Consider the following 16,984-nt stretch of genomic DNA (forward strand, 5'->3'; position numbering starts at 1 on the left):
TACATTTAAAACTCTTCGGTGTCTATTTCCGCTTGAGTTGCTTCAGGATAACGCGGACCACTAACTGAGAACGGTGAGAATAAAGCTGATAGTTGCGTTAACTGCTCTGCTGACAGTACAATTTTTTCAGCACTTACATTATCGGCTAAATGTGCATTATTCTGTGTGCCAGGGATAACATGAACATGCTCACCTTGATGAAGGACCCAGGCTAAACACAATTGAGCCAGTGTTAAATTTGTGCTTTGTGCGATAGATTTTAATGCACTTAACAATTGCTTGTTTTTGCTAAAATGAGGTTCATTAAAGCGTGGCATACCACGTCTAATATCACCTTCAACTAGTACCTCTAGACTGGTAACCTGCTCAGTTAAGAAGCCTCTCGCTAATGGTGAAAATGCAATAAAAGCAGCCCCTATATGCTTACATGTTTCGAGGACTGCAATTTCAGGATTACGCGTCCATAACGAATACTCTGTTTGCACTGCTGCAATCGAATGTACGCTATTTGCTCGCATTATTGACTCGGCTGATACCTCAGATAAGCCAATTGCTTTAATTTTTCCTTCACCAACTAAGCGCGAGAGCTCGCCAACACTCTCCTCAATCGGCACAGATTTATCCATACGATGTAAGTAATATAAATCTAGAACTTCTGTATTTAGACTAGTTAAAGACGCCTCTATTGTTGATCGAAGCGTTTGTGGACGCCCATCAATAACACGCTTGCCATTAACGCCCGCCATACCACATTTGCTCGCCAAAAAAATTTTATCTCGGTGTGGAGCTAAAGCTTTACCTAGTAGGGCTTCATTTTTACCAAATCCATACAAAGCGGCAGTATCAAAATGCTCAACACCTAAATCAATCGCTGCGTGTAATAAATTAATTGCAGCTTCATCTGAGGGAGGACTCCCATAGGCATGGCTCAAGTTCATACAGCCCAACCCAATTGGATTAACGCTATGACCATTAATTTTACGCTTATTCATACGCCCTCCTTTGCGATTAATTATTGATTATTTAATTGCTGCTCTAAGTCGTGAAGCACCCGATAACAATCAAGTACCTGCTCCACACTTGAATTAGGCTCGCGACCTTCTTTTATAGCAGTAAAAAACTCTCTATCTTGCAGCTCAATACCATTCATTGATACATCAACAGCGGAGACATCAATCGCATTTTCTTTGCCATCCACTAAATCATCATAGCGTGCTATGTATGTTCCTGTGTCACCAATATAGCGGAAAAATGTTCCTAAAGGCCCATCATTGTTAAACGATAATGATAAGGTACAAATTGCACCATTTTCAGCTAGTAATTGAATAGACATATCTAAAGCAATACCAAGCTCTGGGTGAATTGGTCCCTGAATAGCATTCGCTTTAACCACTTTAGCGCCTGCTTGATAAGCAAATAAATCAACAGTGTGCGCAGCGTGGTGCCATAAAAGGTGATCAGTCCACGACCGGGCCTCGCCTTTAGCATTGATATTTTTACGACGGAAAAAGTACGTTTGTACATCCATTTGCTGAATACTAAACTCATCAGCCGTTATTTTATTATTAACCCATTGATGTGATGGATTAAAGCGCCGAGTATGCCCAACCATACAAGTCAGCCCCGTGCGCTTTTGTACCTCAACTACCTTTAATGAATTCTCCCAGCTATCTGCTAATGGGATTTCAACTTGCACATGCTTACCCGCTTCCATACATTGGATAGATTGCGCAGCGTGTTGCTGAGTAGGTGTACATAAAATAACTGCATCTGCGTCAATTTTAAGCGCATCATTTAAGCTTGTAAAAACCTGTGGAATGCCATACTCATCAGCCACTTTTTGAGTTTTTTCTAGCGTACGACCAACAAGTGCTACCACTTCAACACCGTCGATATTTTTAATACCGTCAAGGTGCTTAATTCCAAATGCGCCTGGTCCAACAACAATTACTTTCATAAAATTTCTCCAGGTTATTTATTTTCTAAAACAAGATGACCAACAGCAGTATTAGATGCGGGTACATGATAATGACGCTTCTTTAATTCAACCTCATCATTGAGCGCACCACGCATTACGAGCCACATAATAAGCTCAATGCCTTCAGAGCCAGCTAGGTTAATGTATTCAAGATGTGGTTTTAGGGCTAAGTTTTCAGCATCATCAACAATGTCATCTAAAAAAGCATTATCAAATTCTTTATTAATTAAACCTGCACGCGGTCCCTGTAATTGATGGCTCATGCCGCCCGTCCCCCAAATTTGTACATTCAGGTCTTCATCAAAACTTTCTACAGCTTTACGTAACGATTTACCTAAATTGTAACAACGCTGCCCAGATGGGGTTGGATAAAGCACTACATTTACTGCAATAGGAATAACTTTACACGGCCAATTTTCAGGCTGACCAAACATCAGTGATAACGGGACCGTTAAACCATGATCAACATCTAAAGTATTGACGACAGTTAAGTCAAAATCGTCTTGAATAACAGATTGAGCAATATGTGAAGCAAATTCAGGATAGCCTTTTACATTTGGCACAGGACGTGGCCCCCATCCTTCATCGGCTGGCTTAAACTCTTCACCCGTTGCAATCGCAAAGGTAGGGACTAAATTAGAGTCAAACGCGGTTGCATGATCGTTATATACTAATAATACAACGTCTGGTTTTTGCTTTTTTATCCACTCTTTAGCGTAATCATAACCCTCAAATAATGGTTTCCAATACTCATTATCTGTTATGCCATTATCAATAGCAGCCCCAATAGCCGGAACATGTGATGTAGCAACACCTGCATTTATTTTGGCCATGATTAACTTCCTTTCTTTAATGTATTACTGCTGTCGGGTGCACGACCCCCTGATAGCATCATTTGCGCGTATTCATCTTGTGTCATCCCCGTCATCGTTGATGCTGCGGCTTGAAAACTAATACCGTCGCTAGAAAATATTTTTGCAAGAAAATAAATATTGCCGCCTAGGCTCATCATTCTGTTGTAATCACGTGCTATAACCGCTTCTTTTTGTGCTTCGCTCATTGGCCACTCATCAAGGTAGACTTTCTCACCTGCTTTAAATTTCTTCCGATTTGGCGCTTTCATCAACGACATGCAAAATTGATTTAAGTGAAAACCTAAACGCGCCATATCGGCGTCAAATATAATGGTACCTGGCACCTCTTTGTAAGGTTTATTAATAGCCATATGTATTCCTTATTTCGACCAATACAAACGCATTGGATTATCAATTAATAACTTTTTCTGTAATTCAGCAGTAGGTGCAAAAAGTGGAATCATGTCCACTAATTTACCATCGTCAGGCATGTGGCTTTTCATATTTGGGTGAGGCCAATCTGTGCCCCATAAAACACGGTCAGGAAAACTTTCGACGACTTTGCGCGCAAAAGGAACAACATCTTGGTAGCCTTTATCAGGACCATCAATAGAAATTCGTTCAGGGCAGCTTACTTTAGACCATACATTTTCATTTTCGCGCATAAACTGTAAAAACAACGCAAAGTCTTCGCCTTCAACAGGTTTAGTAACATCTGGGCGCCCCATATGGTCAACGACTAATGTCGTTGGCAAACTAGTGAAAAAATCATAAAGCTCGGGCAAATCTTGGCTTTCAAAATAGATAACAATGTGCCAATTACGTTTAACAATACGATCAGCTATACGTTTTAACGAGTCAAATGGCAAGGCATCAACTAGGCGCTTTACAAAATTAAAACGTACACCGCGTACACCTGCAGCATGTAATTTATCAAGCTCGGCTTCGCTAATATCTTCTTTAATAGTTGCAATACCACGTGCTAAACCATTTGATGCTAAAAGCGCATCTACCATCGCATTGTTGTCAGCTCCATGACAGGTTGCTTGCACAATAACATTTCGACTAAATCCTAAGTAATCGCGTAAATCCCAGAGCTGCTGTTTTGATGCATCGCACGGTGTGTATTTACGCTCGGGCGCAAAACCAAACTCATTGCCGGGGCCGAATACATGACAATGCGCATCAACCGCACCTTCGGGTAACTCAAAACCAGGTTTTGATGGCGATTGATGCCAATGAAGCCAATCGGCATCCATTATAAATTTACTCACAAACCCATCCCTTTTAATTTGACGTCCAAGCGTGGGTATACGCGACGCGCATTCTCTTCAAAAATCGCTTTTTTGTCTGCTGCCGATATTTCTAATGTGTCAATGTAACGTTTAGTATCATCAAAATAGTGTCCTGTTTGCGGATCAATACCGCGCACGGCACCAATCATTTCAGAGCCAAATAAAATGTTTTTAGTATCAATAACGTCTACTAATAAATCAATCCCCGGTTGGTGATAAACGCAGGTATCAAAATACACATTTTTCATTACGTGCTCATTTAAAGGTGGCTGCTTCATCATATCAGCCAATCCACGATAACGCCCCCAATGATAAGGCACCGCTCCACCACCATGGGGTATAATAAACCGTAAATCAGGAAACTCTTTAAACAAGTCACCTTGTAAAAATTGCATGAATGCGGTGGTATCAGCATTCATATAATGCGCGCCCGTCGCATGAAAATTTGGATTACATGAGCCCGATACATGGATCATTGCAGGAACATCGAGCTCAACCATTTTTTCATAAAGTGGAAACCAACTCGGATCGGTTAACGGAGCTGAAGTCCAATGACCACCAGAAGGGTCAGGGTTTAAATTACAACCAACAAATCCTAATTCATTAACACAGCGCTCTAGCTCAGCAACTGAATTTTCAATTGGTACTCCCGGCGATTGTGGTAATTGGCACACTCCTATAAAACGCGTAGGGTATAAGTCAACAACTCGCGCTATTAAATCGTTACAGGCTGAGGTCCATTGTTTTGATACCTCCTCATTACCTACGTGATGAGCCATAGCCGATGCACGAGGTGAAAAAATAGTCATATCTAAGCCGCGTTCATCAAGTAATTTTAACTGATTTTTTTCAATACTTTCGCGAATTTCATCGTCCGAAATATAGGGAACGCCTGGAAGGGCTCTTCCCTCTTCAAATGCTTTAATTTGCGCTGCTCTAAAAAGCTGTAATGACTCTGGCGCTGTTGTGTAATGTCCGTGGCAGTCTATTATCATTGTGTGTCTCCTGCTGAGAGTATTATTGAAACTATCTTTTAGTAGTCGATCAAGCCATTGCGGAGCCGACCATTAATAAGCGCGCGGTTCTTAACAGCGCAGAACGATGTATTTTATAAGTGCTCAGTTGAGCGATACCTGATACCTGCATTTCAACAGTAAACTGACCCGTTGGATGCTCAACAACGATATCAAACTCCCCATCAATAAAGTTTTGGTTAGCATGCCTATAGGCTACAGTACCTTTTAAAACACATGCACTTGCTACGCTCACACTGCCTAACACCCCAATAGCCTCATGAACACGGTGGGGTATAAATGTTCGAGTGTTAATTACCCCACCATTTTTTGCAGGGCTTACTAAAGACATTTTTGGAATCGTTTTATTAGTTACATCCCCTAAATTCATCATCTTAGCCGCGATTAAACGAATAGCTTCAATCTTTTGCTTTAAATCGGTATTATCTTCGAGTGAATTAGGCGACTCATCACCCACTAAACCAAACTCGCTAGCATCTAAAATAACCACCGGCATGCCGTTATCAATACAGGTTATTGAATACCCATTAATTTCATCTATGGCATTACCCGTAGGAAAAAGTGCACCACAATTGGCACCCGCTATATCTAGAAAGTCGAGCGTGATAGGCGCTGCTGAACCTGGTACACCGTCGATTACGGCATCCCCTTTATAGCTTACTTTGCCATTAGGAGTTTGAACGCGTGCAACAGCTGAGGCTGCAGTATTTAGCATATGAATTCGTACATCGGTTGTTTTTTCTTTTGCATTCACTAAGCCCTGCTCAATTGCAAATGGCGCAACACCGGCGAGTAAATTGCCACAATTTTGTGTATCACTCACCACCGCTTTATCAACTACAACTTGTAAAAAAAGGTAATCCACATCAGTATTTGCTCGCATTGATTTTTCAACAATAGCCACTTTACTGGTGAGAGGATGCGCACCACCTAAACCATCAATTTGCCTTGTGTCAGGCGACCCCATTATGTGTAACAGTAATTCATCGCGCTTTGAGGAATCACTCGGAAGATCACTGGCTAAAAAATAAAGCCCTTTAGAGGTACCACCGCGCATAATTGAGCAAGGAATAGCCGCGTGCATTTACTTATCCTCACTTTGCTTTATATAAGTTAAGCCTTTAGCTGCTAAACGCTCGCGCATAGCATATATATCCAAACCTAACTCACCCGAAGCTAAACGCTTTCGCTTGTCTTCTTCGTTAGCAACACGTTTCAGGACTTTTTCATGAACCTCTTCACCACGACTTTGTTCAACAACAACAACGCCGTCATCATCAGCAACAATGATGTCTCCAGGTTTTATATAAGCCCCTGCGCACACAACTGGCACATTGACATTTGCAATGGTTTCTTTAACTGTACCTTGCGCATAAACATCTTTAGACCAAACCGGGAAGCCCATTTCAGTCAGTGTTGCGATATCGCGTACGCCACCATCAATAATTAAACCTTTAACGCCTCGCGCTTGTAATGAAGTTGCCAACAAGTCACCAAAAAAACCGTCAATACACCCGCTCGTAGGTGTAACAACAAGTACATCACCTGGCTGACATTGCTCTACAGCTACATGAATCATCCAGTTGTCGCCAGGAGCCACTTCACATGTTACTGCACTGCCAGCAATACGAGCAGAGCGATAAATAGGCTTCATATAGCTGGCTAATAAGCCAACGCGACCTTGTGCCTCATGTACCGTTGCAACTTCAGCATTTTGGTATTTTTCTAATATCTCTTTATTAGGGCGCGCTATATCTGTAATACACACAGCCATACTATTTACCTTATTTATAATTAAACGCTATTGATGCAATGAGTATATTGAAGTCAGCTATATAAAGAACTTTAAAAAGCTGTCAAAGGACATTAGTTTTTTCTATAGTGGTAGTAATCAAATATTAATGTGTGAGTTAAATAAAAATGAATTTTAACAATAGACATTTGTTAAGCGCCTTGTATATAAGGAACTTAATGTCGTTAAGCAAGGCAGCTAATACTGTTCACTTAACCCAGTCGGCACTCACCCAAGGCATTAAAAAACTTGAAAACGAACTTAATCAAGTCCTATTTATTCGGACCCACTCGGGGATGACACCGACGCCAAGCGGTATATTTTTTCTAAATCGGGTTGAACGTGCATTTGAGTATTTGGATGAATTTTCGAGGGTTATTTTTAATAATAAACATAAGCAAGATGCCTTTAATCGCTCTGTCACTTCAAAGCAATTAGTAGCACTCATACACTTAGTACAAATGAAAAACTACACCGCTGCAGCCAATAAACTTAATTTGTCGCAACCCACCTTACACCGCAGCATCAAAGATTTAGAGCAACTATGTAAAAAGGACCTCGCGGTACGTTCACCCGTGGGTATTGAACCTACTTGGACGGCAAACTTGCTAAATCGTTTTGCAAAGCTGTTTTTCTCTGAATTACGCCAAGGTATTTATGAAATGAGGGAGTTTAATGGACAAATGGATGGTGCTCTAAAAGTAGGTAGCTTACCATTGGCACGCTCAGCTATTGTGCCATTGAGTATTATTGCTTTAAATAATGAATTTCCTGATGCCCAGCTAAGTATTATAGATGGTCCATACCAAGAGCAGCTAGCTAACTTACTTCATGGTGAAATTGACATCATTGTCGGTGCATTACGCATCCCTGCTCAACATAATGATATTGAACAAATTCCATTATTTAAAGATCAACTTTGTGTTGTAGTAAATGCTCAACACCCTTTGGCAAGCCGCCAAACAATATCAACAAAAGAGCTCCAACAACTTGATTGGGTAGCACCTAACAAAAGCACACCCGCGTGGCAGGTTTTTAGTAACATATTTGTTAGCCGAGGTTTACCACCACCAAGCCATGTAATAGAGTGCAGCTCACAAGTTGCTGCGCGCGGTATTTTATTAAACAGTTCTCGAGCGGCCTTGTTACCAGCCAAGCAAGTTGAAATAGAAGTACAAACAGGAATATTAGCTATCTGCCCGATGACACTGCCCGATACTGACCGTAGTATAGGACTGACGATACGAAAAGACTGGCAGCCTACCCAAATGCAATCGCGTTTTTTAACAATAATTAAAAACAATACGCGCATGCTTTAATCGAGCTAGTTAATATTCGACTGTTGCTTGAATAATGTTGGGGTTGTATTAGTGGCTAACTTAAAAAAACGGCAAAAATACGCGCTATCTTTAAATCCTAAATGAAGCGCTATTTCGTTGATTGTTTGTGTAGTATAGATTAAACGTCGCTTTGCCTCAGTGATCAGACGTTGATGAGCAATTGCTTTGGGAGAATCATTTAATAAACTTTTACAAATACGGTTTAACTTTGAAGTAGATATATGTAGCTTCTCAGCGTAGTCAGGAATAGTCATATGTGAGGTATAATTTAGCTCAATTAAGCTTCTAAAATTAACGACTATTTCTGTTTCTCGACTGCGGGCGTTACTTGCCAAAAGAGTAGTGTTTTTTTGCCTAAAAATATTTAATAATATCAATTTTAGCATTTGCTCAACGGCAATAGGCGCACCTAATTCATTATAATTAATTTCATACATTAGCAGCTCTATGTAGTGCTTTAAATGCACTAAACGTGCTGCATTTTCAAACTCAACCGTTAATGGCTTTAATAACAATTGATTCAGGCTAGTCTCACCATAATTGCTTACTAAAAAACTGTCGTCTATTGAAATCACAAAGCCTTGTGTGCGTGGTTTAAAATGAAAGCCATGTACAACACCAGCCGGAATAATTACCCCCCAATCCCCATTCAGTTGATACTCTCTTTCATCTAACCTCGCAGCCCAAGAGTTATTAAAAACAATTACAATTTGAACTAACTTATTATGACGATGTGGGGATATCTCCCATTTAAGCTCACTGCTTCGATAAGCTATATCTTCAACATGAACAGCACCTGGCTCTTGGCGAATAAACGGCTCTCCGTATAGGTCATAAAATGGAATTTTTTTATTCATGTGCACGTGTACTCAAATTAACTTTGACTCAAAAGTACAACAGATGACATCAATTGTGAATGGTTTAAACATTAACTAATGAGCAATATAAAAGAACACGATGTTTTCAACGAGTATAAAAATGCAATCATTAAAAACTAAAATAGCAATCATTGGCGCAGGGCCCTCTGGATTGTTACTCGGTCAACTTCTAGCTAAAAAGGGGATCGATAACATAATTATAGAGCGCGCATCAGGCGAATATATTTTAGGTCGTATTCGTGCAGGTATTTTAGAACAAGGATTAGTGAGTCTACTAGCAGAAGCTGGTGTAGATGAGCGAATGAAAAAGGAAGGCCACATTCACGATGGCTTTGAAATAGCACATTATGGTCAACGTCATCGAATCGATATAAAGGCACTTACAAATGGCAGCACCGTTATGTGTTACGGGCAAACAGAAGTTACCCGTGATTTAATGCAAGCGCGCCAAAACATAGGGGCAACGACTTATTATGAGTCTAGTGATGTTGCCATTCATGAGCAAAGTTCAAACTCCCCATTTGTAACGTTTACACAAAATGGTATTGAATATAAATTAGACTGTGATTATATTGCTGGATGCGATGGCTTTCATGGCGTTTCTCGACAATCTATCCCTAAAGAAAAACGTAACGAATTTGAACGTATTTATCCTTTTGGCTGGCTTGGGTTACTTAGCGATACTCCCCCCGTTGCTGATGAGCTTATTTACTGTAAAACTAAACGAGGCTTTGCTTTAGCTAGTATGCGCTCTTCAACCCGTTCACGTTATTATTTACAGGTGCCATTAACTGATAAAATTGAAGATTGGTCTGATGATGAATTTTGGACTGAGCTTAAAAAACGCTTACCTGAAGACGTAGCTGAGATGCTGATTACCGGCCCCAGCATTGAAAAAAGTATTGCCCCTCTGCGTAGCTTTGTATGTGAACCAATGCAAGATGGACGCTTATTTTTAGTTGGCGATGCCGCTCACATTGTACCACCTACAGGCGCTAAAGGTCTTAATCTGGCAGCATCTGATGTATCCACCCTCAGCAAATTGCTAGATAAGACATACAATGGTGAGGAACCTGATGCGGTAGCCAAATACTCCGAAATAGCATTAAAAAGAGTATGGCACGCCGAGCGATTCTCATGGTGGATGTCAAACATGCTGCATGAATACGATGATGACAACATGAATGAAAACGAGACTAAAACGCTTGAACGATTCATGGCATCCGACCTTGATTTTCATCTAAATTATGAAGAAGGTAAAAAAGTAATAGCAATCCAATATGTGGGAATGCCATACGAGAAAATTTAAACAAGTTCCCTTAAAATAATAAGCTCATATGATATTAGTAACATGGGCTTTATTTATTAATATATACGATTAGTTAACTAACTTAGTTATATCGTTTAAAAGCTTAACTATCTGATCGTTTTTGATAGCTTACCAAAACTGATTAAATTCAATAATTTCATTCTTTATCGCTGAAAGTAGTGGCAAATTTTGAGTAAAATAAGGTGATGGGTTGCCATATGTAACAAATTTAACCCAAACAACATACATTTCAGTGGCAACATTTTATCTGGAGGTGATTAGCTGCTGAAATTTAACTTTCACAGAATCAAAACAATTGAATTCAAATTGTATAATATGCCTCCTAAACTTTTCCTTTTAAGCTATAAGCTATGTATTTGAATCGTTAAGGCCATGTCTGCTACCCAATAAATACGGCTTACCTAGCTACAATTTTACTGAATCAATGAAATTTTTCGTAATAATTAAAAAGTTAACAGCAACGCTTTGGTCAGGGTTTGCGCCTTGATTTAATGCTATTGTGTGGTATTTGAGTTTAATTTAAATGGCACATATGCAGCTTTAGCATACTGAATCAGCCTAACAGACGGACCAAATGGTTAATACATTAAAATCTAATATCATGCTTAAAATGCACTAAACATGCTTTGTTTAATTTTTTAATAAACACATATCAACACGCTCTAAAAATATAAATTTTAGTTATGAAAATTTAATATTTATGCCAATAAAAGCCCGTATATATACGGGCTCTATAAATGTTTATTGGCTAATTAGATTGGTTATCTCATTTAAGCGATTCTCAAGTGGGTCTTGTTTTACCTCACTTCCGTTCTCGTTAAATTCAATTATTCTATTATCTTTAGCATTGTAATTAGGCCAAGCAATGCCTTGCTTAGGTGACGGGTTGCTGTATTTAGCAAACCTTACCCATGCAGCGTGCATTGCACTGGCAATTTTAAAATCGTTTTGCGATGTTAACGGATTTTGCGCAAGAGTATTAAATACAAAAGGTATTTCAGTGGCATGGTATGCGCCATCAACTTTGCCTTTTAAGTGGCTAGGGACGTAATTAAAACGATAAAGCCATGTAGGCTGTTCACTCATACTCGCTTTGCTTGCAATATAGCGCGCAGGTTCTACAAAACGCTTATCACCGAATATCATAGAGCCTAGCAGTGGATAATTTAACTCCCCATTTTTAGCTAGCACAAATGGCGCATACGCTTTAGTAAACTGAGCTTTATTGTTCACTGATTCGATCGTTTCTGTGGCTATTGCAATAGCACCTTTCGGATTGTAGTCTTTTAAAAATCCCCACTCAAAATCCGTACTGCCAATAAAAAGTGGAACTTTTGTTTGTAGAGCTTGAGCAAACCCCCTCCTCGTCACTTGTTAATACAATAGATGAGTCAATCATAGGCCCGCTGTAAGTAGGCGTATTTGCGTTCATCATATTCAAACCGCTCAATACCTTTTCTGCAGGTAAAGCACGTAGTTTTGCGAGTGCTTTTATATCATTGGTATTAATTCCCACACTTCTAGCAAATTGAATGCCAGCATCCTCAGCTGAAGGGTTACCTTTAGTGCCTTTTTTATTTAAGTATACGACCGTCTCTGTCGAATCACTTCTACCACCCCCTGATTGCACAATCGCTTTGTGAAAAAGCCCTTTAGATTGGGGCGATAACATATGAAAATTCACCGAGCGACCACCAGCTGACTCACCAAAAAGTGTTACATTATCAGCGTCTCCACCAAAATGGGGAATGTTATTTTTAACCCATTTTAGGGCCGCGATTTGATCCATTAAGCCGTAATTTCCAAGCGGTGTATTTTTGCTTTGTTCACTCAACCCAGGATGAGCAAAGAAACCAAAACGCCCTAACCTGTAGTTAAAACTAACAAATACAACGCCCGATTCGGCAAACGACTGACCACTATAAATAGCCGCTGACGAACCACCATTGACAAAGCCTCCACCGTGTATCCACACCATAACTGGGCGCTTTTGAGTGATATCTTGTGCTGGTGCCCATATATTTAAGTAAAGGCAGTCTTCACTCAATGAGCCTTTTAGGGGCGCCGAATCACCAGGAAATGTGGTTTGCATACAGTCAGGGGCATATTGAGTTGCATCAAGCACGTCTCGCCACTGAGTCGCACTTTTAGGTCCCTGCCAGCGTAAAAACGTGTAACTTTATCGTCCTAAATAGCTAAATTTAGGACGATAATTTTTTAGTGCCTACCCAACTAATCTATAACCTACCGCTGGCTCAGTTAAGATATGAATAGGGCTTGCAGGGTTTACTTCAAGCTTTTGTCTTAGTTGCGCTACATGTACACGAATATACTCAGGTCTATTAATGTATTGCTCCCCCCATACCTGACTTAAAATAGCATTATGAGTAAGCACTTTATCTTTATTTTGAAATAACATAAGCAAAATTTTATATTCTTTATTAGTGAGCTTTACATCGCTACTGTTAAGCGTAACTGTGTGCTTATGCGGATCTATAATGATGCTACCGCATTGCAGTGCCAAACTCGGCTGTGTATTTACTCTTAGTAGCACACGCATTCTTGCCAGAAGTTCGTTTGCACTAAAAGGTTTGGTTATATAATCGTTTGCCCCATTATCAAGGGCTGTAACCTTTTCCACCTCGCCATCGCGAGCCGAAAGCACTAATATTGGTATTTGGCTCCATTGTCGTACTTCAAGTAACCAAGCTTGTCCATCCATATCAAGCAATCCCAAATCAAGTAACACTAAGTCAAAGCTTTGCTCACTCATTAATGAAAAACCATCAAGCCCTTTCGCACTAATTGATACGTTATAGCCACTGGCACCTAGTAATGTTTTTAAAAAACTTTGCAGTGCAGGTGAGTCTTCTAGCACCAATACATTAATCATTCTTTGCACTCCAGCTAAGTATTGCTGTCGCTACTTGGGTCAGCTCATCAATAGCTAATACAAATTCGCCTTGATGAAACTGAGCAACTACATCGCAAATTACGCTACCAAGACCAACTCCTTCATCCGAACTGCTTGGATGAGTAACTATGAGATTGCTTACGGCTATTTTATAATGTGTTATATTACCAATTCGTTCAGTATTAAAGTCCACTGTCGCCACTCCATCACCGTAACGTGCCGCGTTTTCGAATATATTCGCAAGCGCGATTTCTAAAAGTGTTATATCACCTATACAACAAGTAGCTTTATCAAAGACTAACACTAAGTTAAAACCACTTAATTGCTGCTGCCTGCGTGCTTTAGCCTCAGTAACAAGTGTATGTACGTTGATAGCTTGCCATGCTAGCTGCTCTCCTATTTTATTTACCCGGCTAAGCTCCATCACTTTATTAAAATGCTGATTTAAGATTTCACTTTGCTCATAAATATTTTTTGCTTGTTCTGTAATTGATGCCTTACTCAGCTCAATATTTTCGTCAGCTAACATACTCGATGAGCCCATAATAGTAGCTAAAGGCGTGCGTAGATCATGAGATAAACTACGCAGCAATGCGTTTTTAGCACGTTCTAACTCTGCTTGTACTTTCATCGATGCCGACTGGTTTCTAAGATTTGAGTTTTCGTGGACCTGAAACAACAGAGACAGTGCCGTATCTATAAATGCACGGTTTTCAGGACTAAGTTCGGCATCTGCAATAAAGCCGCCCCATTGTGTGTTTTGTTCGATATTAAAGTACTCTCCATTATCCATTGTATTATTGTTCCAACGAAGTGTAATATCTAGATGGTTTTTAATCGATATTGTAAATACTTGGCGCTGAGCGTTTATATCATCAAGCCCATTAAGCGCCTTAGCTAACTCATATAAACATCGTGTATTGCTGGCATGTAACTGGGTATCACGAACGTTTTTACTTAGCTCGCCCGCCAATTTGCTTATCATCAAGCCAACTATAAGCATGACAGTAAAAGTGACTAAGTATTCAATTTTTTCGATATGAAATGTAAAGTACGGCAGTACAAAAAACCAGTCGGTACATGCCACACTAACTAACGTTGTAATCCCCGCTAAGGCTGCATTTTGACGCACCGCAACCCATGCCACCCAAAGTAATTGCAACATGACAATGTCGGTGGTCGTTAGCCACTCTCGAACTGGAAAAATAGCCAGCACAATAAAAATAGGCGCAATTGTTGTTAATAAAAGCGGCTTAAGCCATTTATTAATACCCATTTGTGCACTCCCATAAAATTCTCTTTTTATAGGTTACTGCTTTTTAATACGTTGTGTATAAAGTTTTTATAAAGATTTTTGGCTGTAGTGTTAAATGTTTATAAAGCTTAATTGATATGGGGTGACTCTTTTTTAAAATTCCATAGTCTTTGCTATGTAGTATTTTTTAAATAGGAACGCACATGGCACAGTTTGCAGTAATTGGATTAGGTAGTTTTGGTGTTACCGCCTCGCTTGAGCTTGCTAATCAGGGGCATCACGTTTGCGCAGCCGATATAAGCGAAAGCACCATTAACACGTTTGCTAATCAGTTAAATTACACTGTCATTTTAGATGCTAGTGATGAAACACAGCTTGCTCGACTCGACTTAACCAGCTGCCAAGCTGTATTAGTTGCAATTGGTGAAAACATAGAAGCGAGTATTTTATGCGTGCTGCATTTAAAAAACCTTGGTGTTAAACAAATATGGGTTAAGGCGTGCTCTAAAAGTCACCATCAAATTTTAAGTAAACTTGGCGTATCTCGTATTATTCACCCCGAAGAAGAAATGGGGATCAGAGTAGCACATGCACTTAACTACCCTATGGTTAACCAGTACTTTGCGCTTACACAATCTACATTTATTGTTGAGCTTGCCATAGATTTACATTTATCAGGGCGCAATATTGGCTGGCTTCTAAAAGAGCGTAACTCAGATATAAAACCGCTCACCTTACGCCGAGATGATAATTTCAATACAGACCTAACACTCGACACCGAGTTACGCCATGGTGATAGCCTTGTATTACTGGGCTCTAAACATTACCTAACAAAACTCACCAAACGGTTTAAAGCTTTATGATTAACTGGCAAGCACACGTACTTCCAAAGCAATTTAATCGCCGTTTAAAAAATTTCAAAAGGCCTGTTAACCCCCCTTTAATTTTAACTGCTGGTTTTTTTGCTCTCATTATTTTAGGCACTTGCTTATTACTATTACCTTTTGCAAGTGTTGAATCGCTTAGCTTTATTCAAGCTTTTTTTACTGCATCCTCTGCGGTTACAGTTACAGGCTTAGTTGTTATTGATACAGGTACTGCGCTAACCACATTTGGGCAATGTGTTGTTATGGTACTTATTCAAATTGGAGGAATCGGCTTTATGACCGTAGCCGTTATTTCATTTTTAAGTATTGGTAAAAACTTAGGATTAAAACAACGTTTACTTGCAAGCCAAGCATTCGATACAAGCGATTTAAATGGAGTGATCCATGTAGCTAGATGTGTAATAACTTACTCGCTAATAATTCAGACTATAGCATTTTGCTTACTTTTTATTAGCTGGGTAGATGACTATGGTATTGCGGGTAGCGCCTATCAAAGTCTATTTTATACTATTTCGGCTTTTAACAATGCCGGGTTTGCACTCGACAGTAATAGCTTAATGGCTTTTAAAAGTGATGTATCTGTTAATCTTATTATCAGTGCATTATTTATAATCGGTGGCTTAGGGTTTACCGTTTTAATAGATATATATCAACAACGTCGCTGGCATAAATTAGCAACTAATACACGTATTGTATTAATTGCAAGTGCTGTAATAAATTGCAGTGCATTTTTGCTTATTTTTTTATTTGAATATTCAAATCCAGCCACACTTGCCAACCTACCTATTAACGAGCAAGTAATTGCTGCTTGGTTTCAAGCAGTTACACCACGTACTGCAGGCTTTAATACTTTACCTATTAGCCAGCTCAGTTCCGACTCGACATTGCTTACATTGTTATTAATGGTAATAGGTGGCGGTTCGGTAAGTACAGCAAGCGGCATTAAAATAGGAACTTTTGTTATTTTACTACTTGCTATGTATAGTTATTTACGCCAAAAACCACAGGTAACCATATTTAACAGAGAGCTAAGCGACAAACTTGTGATAAAAGCATTGAGTGTTGTAATTTTATACTTATTTACGGCTTTTTTAAGCATCATGATTATGAGTAAAATCGAGCAAGCGTCTCTTTTAGATATTACTTTTGAAGTAATTTCGGCATTGAGCACTGTAGGGCTATCTCGTGATTTTACTAGTAATTTAAGTATGCCAAGCCAGCTAATAATAATTTTACTTATGCTGATTGGCAGAGTAGGTCCACTGACATTTGCTTATTGTTTTGCAAAACCTAAATTACAACCTCTTAAATTTGCTAAAACAACCATACAAATAGGGTAACTATTATTAAGGCCACTTAGCCAGCATAATTTATGTAAGGTACTATTGCGGTGCAAGTTAGAAAATTAATGACTCCTAAATATAACT

The 16,984-nt window shown here is 39.4% G+C and carries 16 protein-coding genes and 1 pseudogene; 4 read left to right on the forward strand and 13 right to left on the reverse strand.

Annotation, left to right across the window (positions count from 1 at the left end):
- Positions 1-5: 5 nt before the first annotated feature.
- The 8 genes from H5118_RS03805 to H5118_RS03840 are packed head-to-tail and all read right to left on the reverse strand — an operon-like array spanning position 6 to position 6,935.
- Positions 6-992, reverse strand: a complete 987-nt coding sequence (locus tag H5118_RS03805) for an aldo/keto reductase (RefSeq protein ID WP_182734037.1) — start codon at positions 990-992, stop codon at positions 6-8.
- 20 nt (positions 993-1,012) lie between these two features.
- Complete coding sequence (locus H5118_RS03810) at positions 1,013-1,957, reverse strand: Gfo/Idh/MocA family oxidoreductase (protein ID WP_182681164.1); 945 nt, start codon at positions 1,955-1,957, stop codon at positions 1,013-1,015.
- A gap of 14 nt (positions 1,958-1,971) precedes the next feature.
- Entirely contained in the window at positions 1,972-2,811 is an 840-nt protein-coding gene (locus H5118_RS03815) for a class III extradiol dioxygenase subunit beta (protein ID WP_154903788.1), read from the reverse strand.
- Between the two features lie 2 nt (positions 2,812-2,813).
- Entirely contained in the window at positions 2,814-3,203 is a 390-nt protein-coding gene (ligA, locus tag H5118_RS03820; protein WP_154903787.1) for a protocatechuate 4,5-dioxygenase subunit alpha, read from the reverse strand.
- 9 nt (positions 3,204-3,212) lie between these two features.
- Positions 3,213-4,106, reverse strand: a complete 894-nt coding sequence (locus H5118_RS03825) for an amidohydrolase family protein (protein WP_310736087.1) — start codon at positions 4,104-4,106, stop codon at positions 3,213-3,215.
- Positions 4,103-5,122: an amidohydrolase family protein gene (locus tag H5118_RS03830; protein WP_182747856.1), complete on the reverse strand. Its 1,020-nt coding sequence runs from the start codon at positions 5,120-5,122 to the stop codon at positions 4,103-4,105. Before H5118_RS03830 ends, H5118_RS03825 begins: the two co-directional genes overlap by 4 nt.
- A 49-nt stretch (positions 5,123-5,171) precedes the next feature.
- A complete protein-coding gene (locus H5118_RS03835; RefSeq protein WP_182720883.1) occupies positions 5,172-6,245 on the reverse strand; it encodes a 4-oxalomesaconate tautomerase in 1,074 nt (357 codons plus the stop codon).
- Positions 6,246-6,935: a 4-carboxy-4-hydroxy-2-oxoadipate aldolase/oxaloacetate decarboxylase gene (locus H5118_RS03840; RefSeq protein WP_154903784.1), complete on the reverse strand. Its 690-nt coding sequence runs from the start codon at positions 6,933-6,935 to the stop codon at positions 6,246-6,248.
- Positions 6,936-7,132: 197 nt separating this feature from the next.
- Here H5118_RS03840 and H5118_RS03845 point away from each other — a divergent pair, with 197 nt between their 5' ends.
- Positions 7,133-8,272 (forward strand): LysR family transcriptional regulator, encoded by a 1,140-nt coding sequence (locus H5118_RS03845; RefSeq protein WP_259395096.1) that lies wholly within the window; start codon positions 7,133-7,135, stop codon positions 8,270-8,272.
- A 5-nt stretch (positions 8,273-8,277) separates the two neighbouring features.
- Here H5118_RS03845 and H5118_RS03850 read toward each other — a convergent pair whose 3' ends face one another.
- Positions 8,278-9,150, reverse strand: a complete 873-nt coding sequence (locus H5118_RS03850) for a helix-turn-helix domain-containing protein (protein WP_182747858.1) — start codon at positions 9,148-9,150, stop codon at positions 8,278-8,280.
- Positions 9,151-9,271: 121 nt separating this feature from the next.
- On the opposite strand from H5118_RS03850, the gene pobA reads away from it, so the two are divergent.
- Positions 9,272-10,480: a 4-hydroxybenzoate 3-monooxygenase gene (pobA, locus tag H5118_RS03855; RefSeq protein ID WP_182711651.1), complete on the forward strand. Its 1,209-nt coding sequence runs from the start codon at positions 9,272-9,274 to the stop codon at positions 10,478-10,480.
- A 762-nt stretch (positions 10,481-11,242) separates the two neighbouring features.
- Here pobA and H5118_RS03860 read toward each other — a convergent pair.
- From H5118_RS03860 to H5118_RS03875, 4 genes and pseudogenes are all read right to left on the reverse strand, one after another.
- Positions 11,243-11,734: a carboxylesterase family protein gene (locus H5118_RS03860; RefSeq protein WP_182747860.1), complete on the reverse strand. Its 492-nt coding sequence runs from the start codon at positions 11,732-11,734 to the stop codon at positions 11,243-11,245.
- 67 nt (positions 11,735-11,801) lie between these two features.
- Positions 11,802-12,656: pseudogene (locus H5118_RS03865) on the reverse strand (carboxylesterase family protein); the annotation flags it as partial.
- A 69-nt stretch (positions 12,657-12,725) separates the two neighbouring features.
- Positions 12,726-13,394 (reverse strand): response regulator, encoded by a 669-nt coding sequence (locus tag H5118_RS03870; protein WP_154903778.1) that lies wholly within the window; start codon positions 13,392-13,394, stop codon positions 12,726-12,728.
- On the reverse strand, positions 13,387-14,691 hold the full coding sequence (locus H5118_RS03875) for a DUF4118 domain-containing protein (RefSeq protein ID WP_182747864.1): 1,305 nt from the start codon (positions 14,689-14,691) through the stop codon (positions 13,387-13,389). Before H5118_RS03875 ends, H5118_RS03870 begins: the two co-directional genes overlap by 8 nt.
- A gap of 182 nt (positions 14,692-14,873) precedes the next feature.
- Here H5118_RS03875 and H5118_RS03880 point away from each other — a divergent pair, with 182 nt between their 5' ends.
- On the forward strand, positions 14,874-15,533 hold the full coding sequence (locus H5118_RS03880; protein WP_024596486.1) for a TrkA family potassium uptake protein: 660 nt from the start codon (positions 14,874-14,876) through the stop codon (positions 15,531-15,533).
- Complete coding sequence (locus H5118_RS03885) at positions 15,530-16,897, forward strand: TrkH family potassium uptake protein (RefSeq protein ID WP_101163049.1); 1,368 nt, start codon at positions 15,530-15,532, stop codon at positions 16,895-16,897. Before H5118_RS03880 ends, H5118_RS03885 begins: the two co-directional genes overlap by 4 nt.
- The last annotated feature ends 87 nt before the right edge of the window (positions 16,898-16,984 follow it).

It is taken from the genome of Pseudoalteromonas sp. SR41-1 (assembly GCF_014164015.1).
Classification (GTDB): Bacteria; Pseudomonadota; Gammaproteobacteria; order Enterobacterales; family Alteromonadaceae; genus Pseudoalteromonas; species Pseudoalteromonas distincta.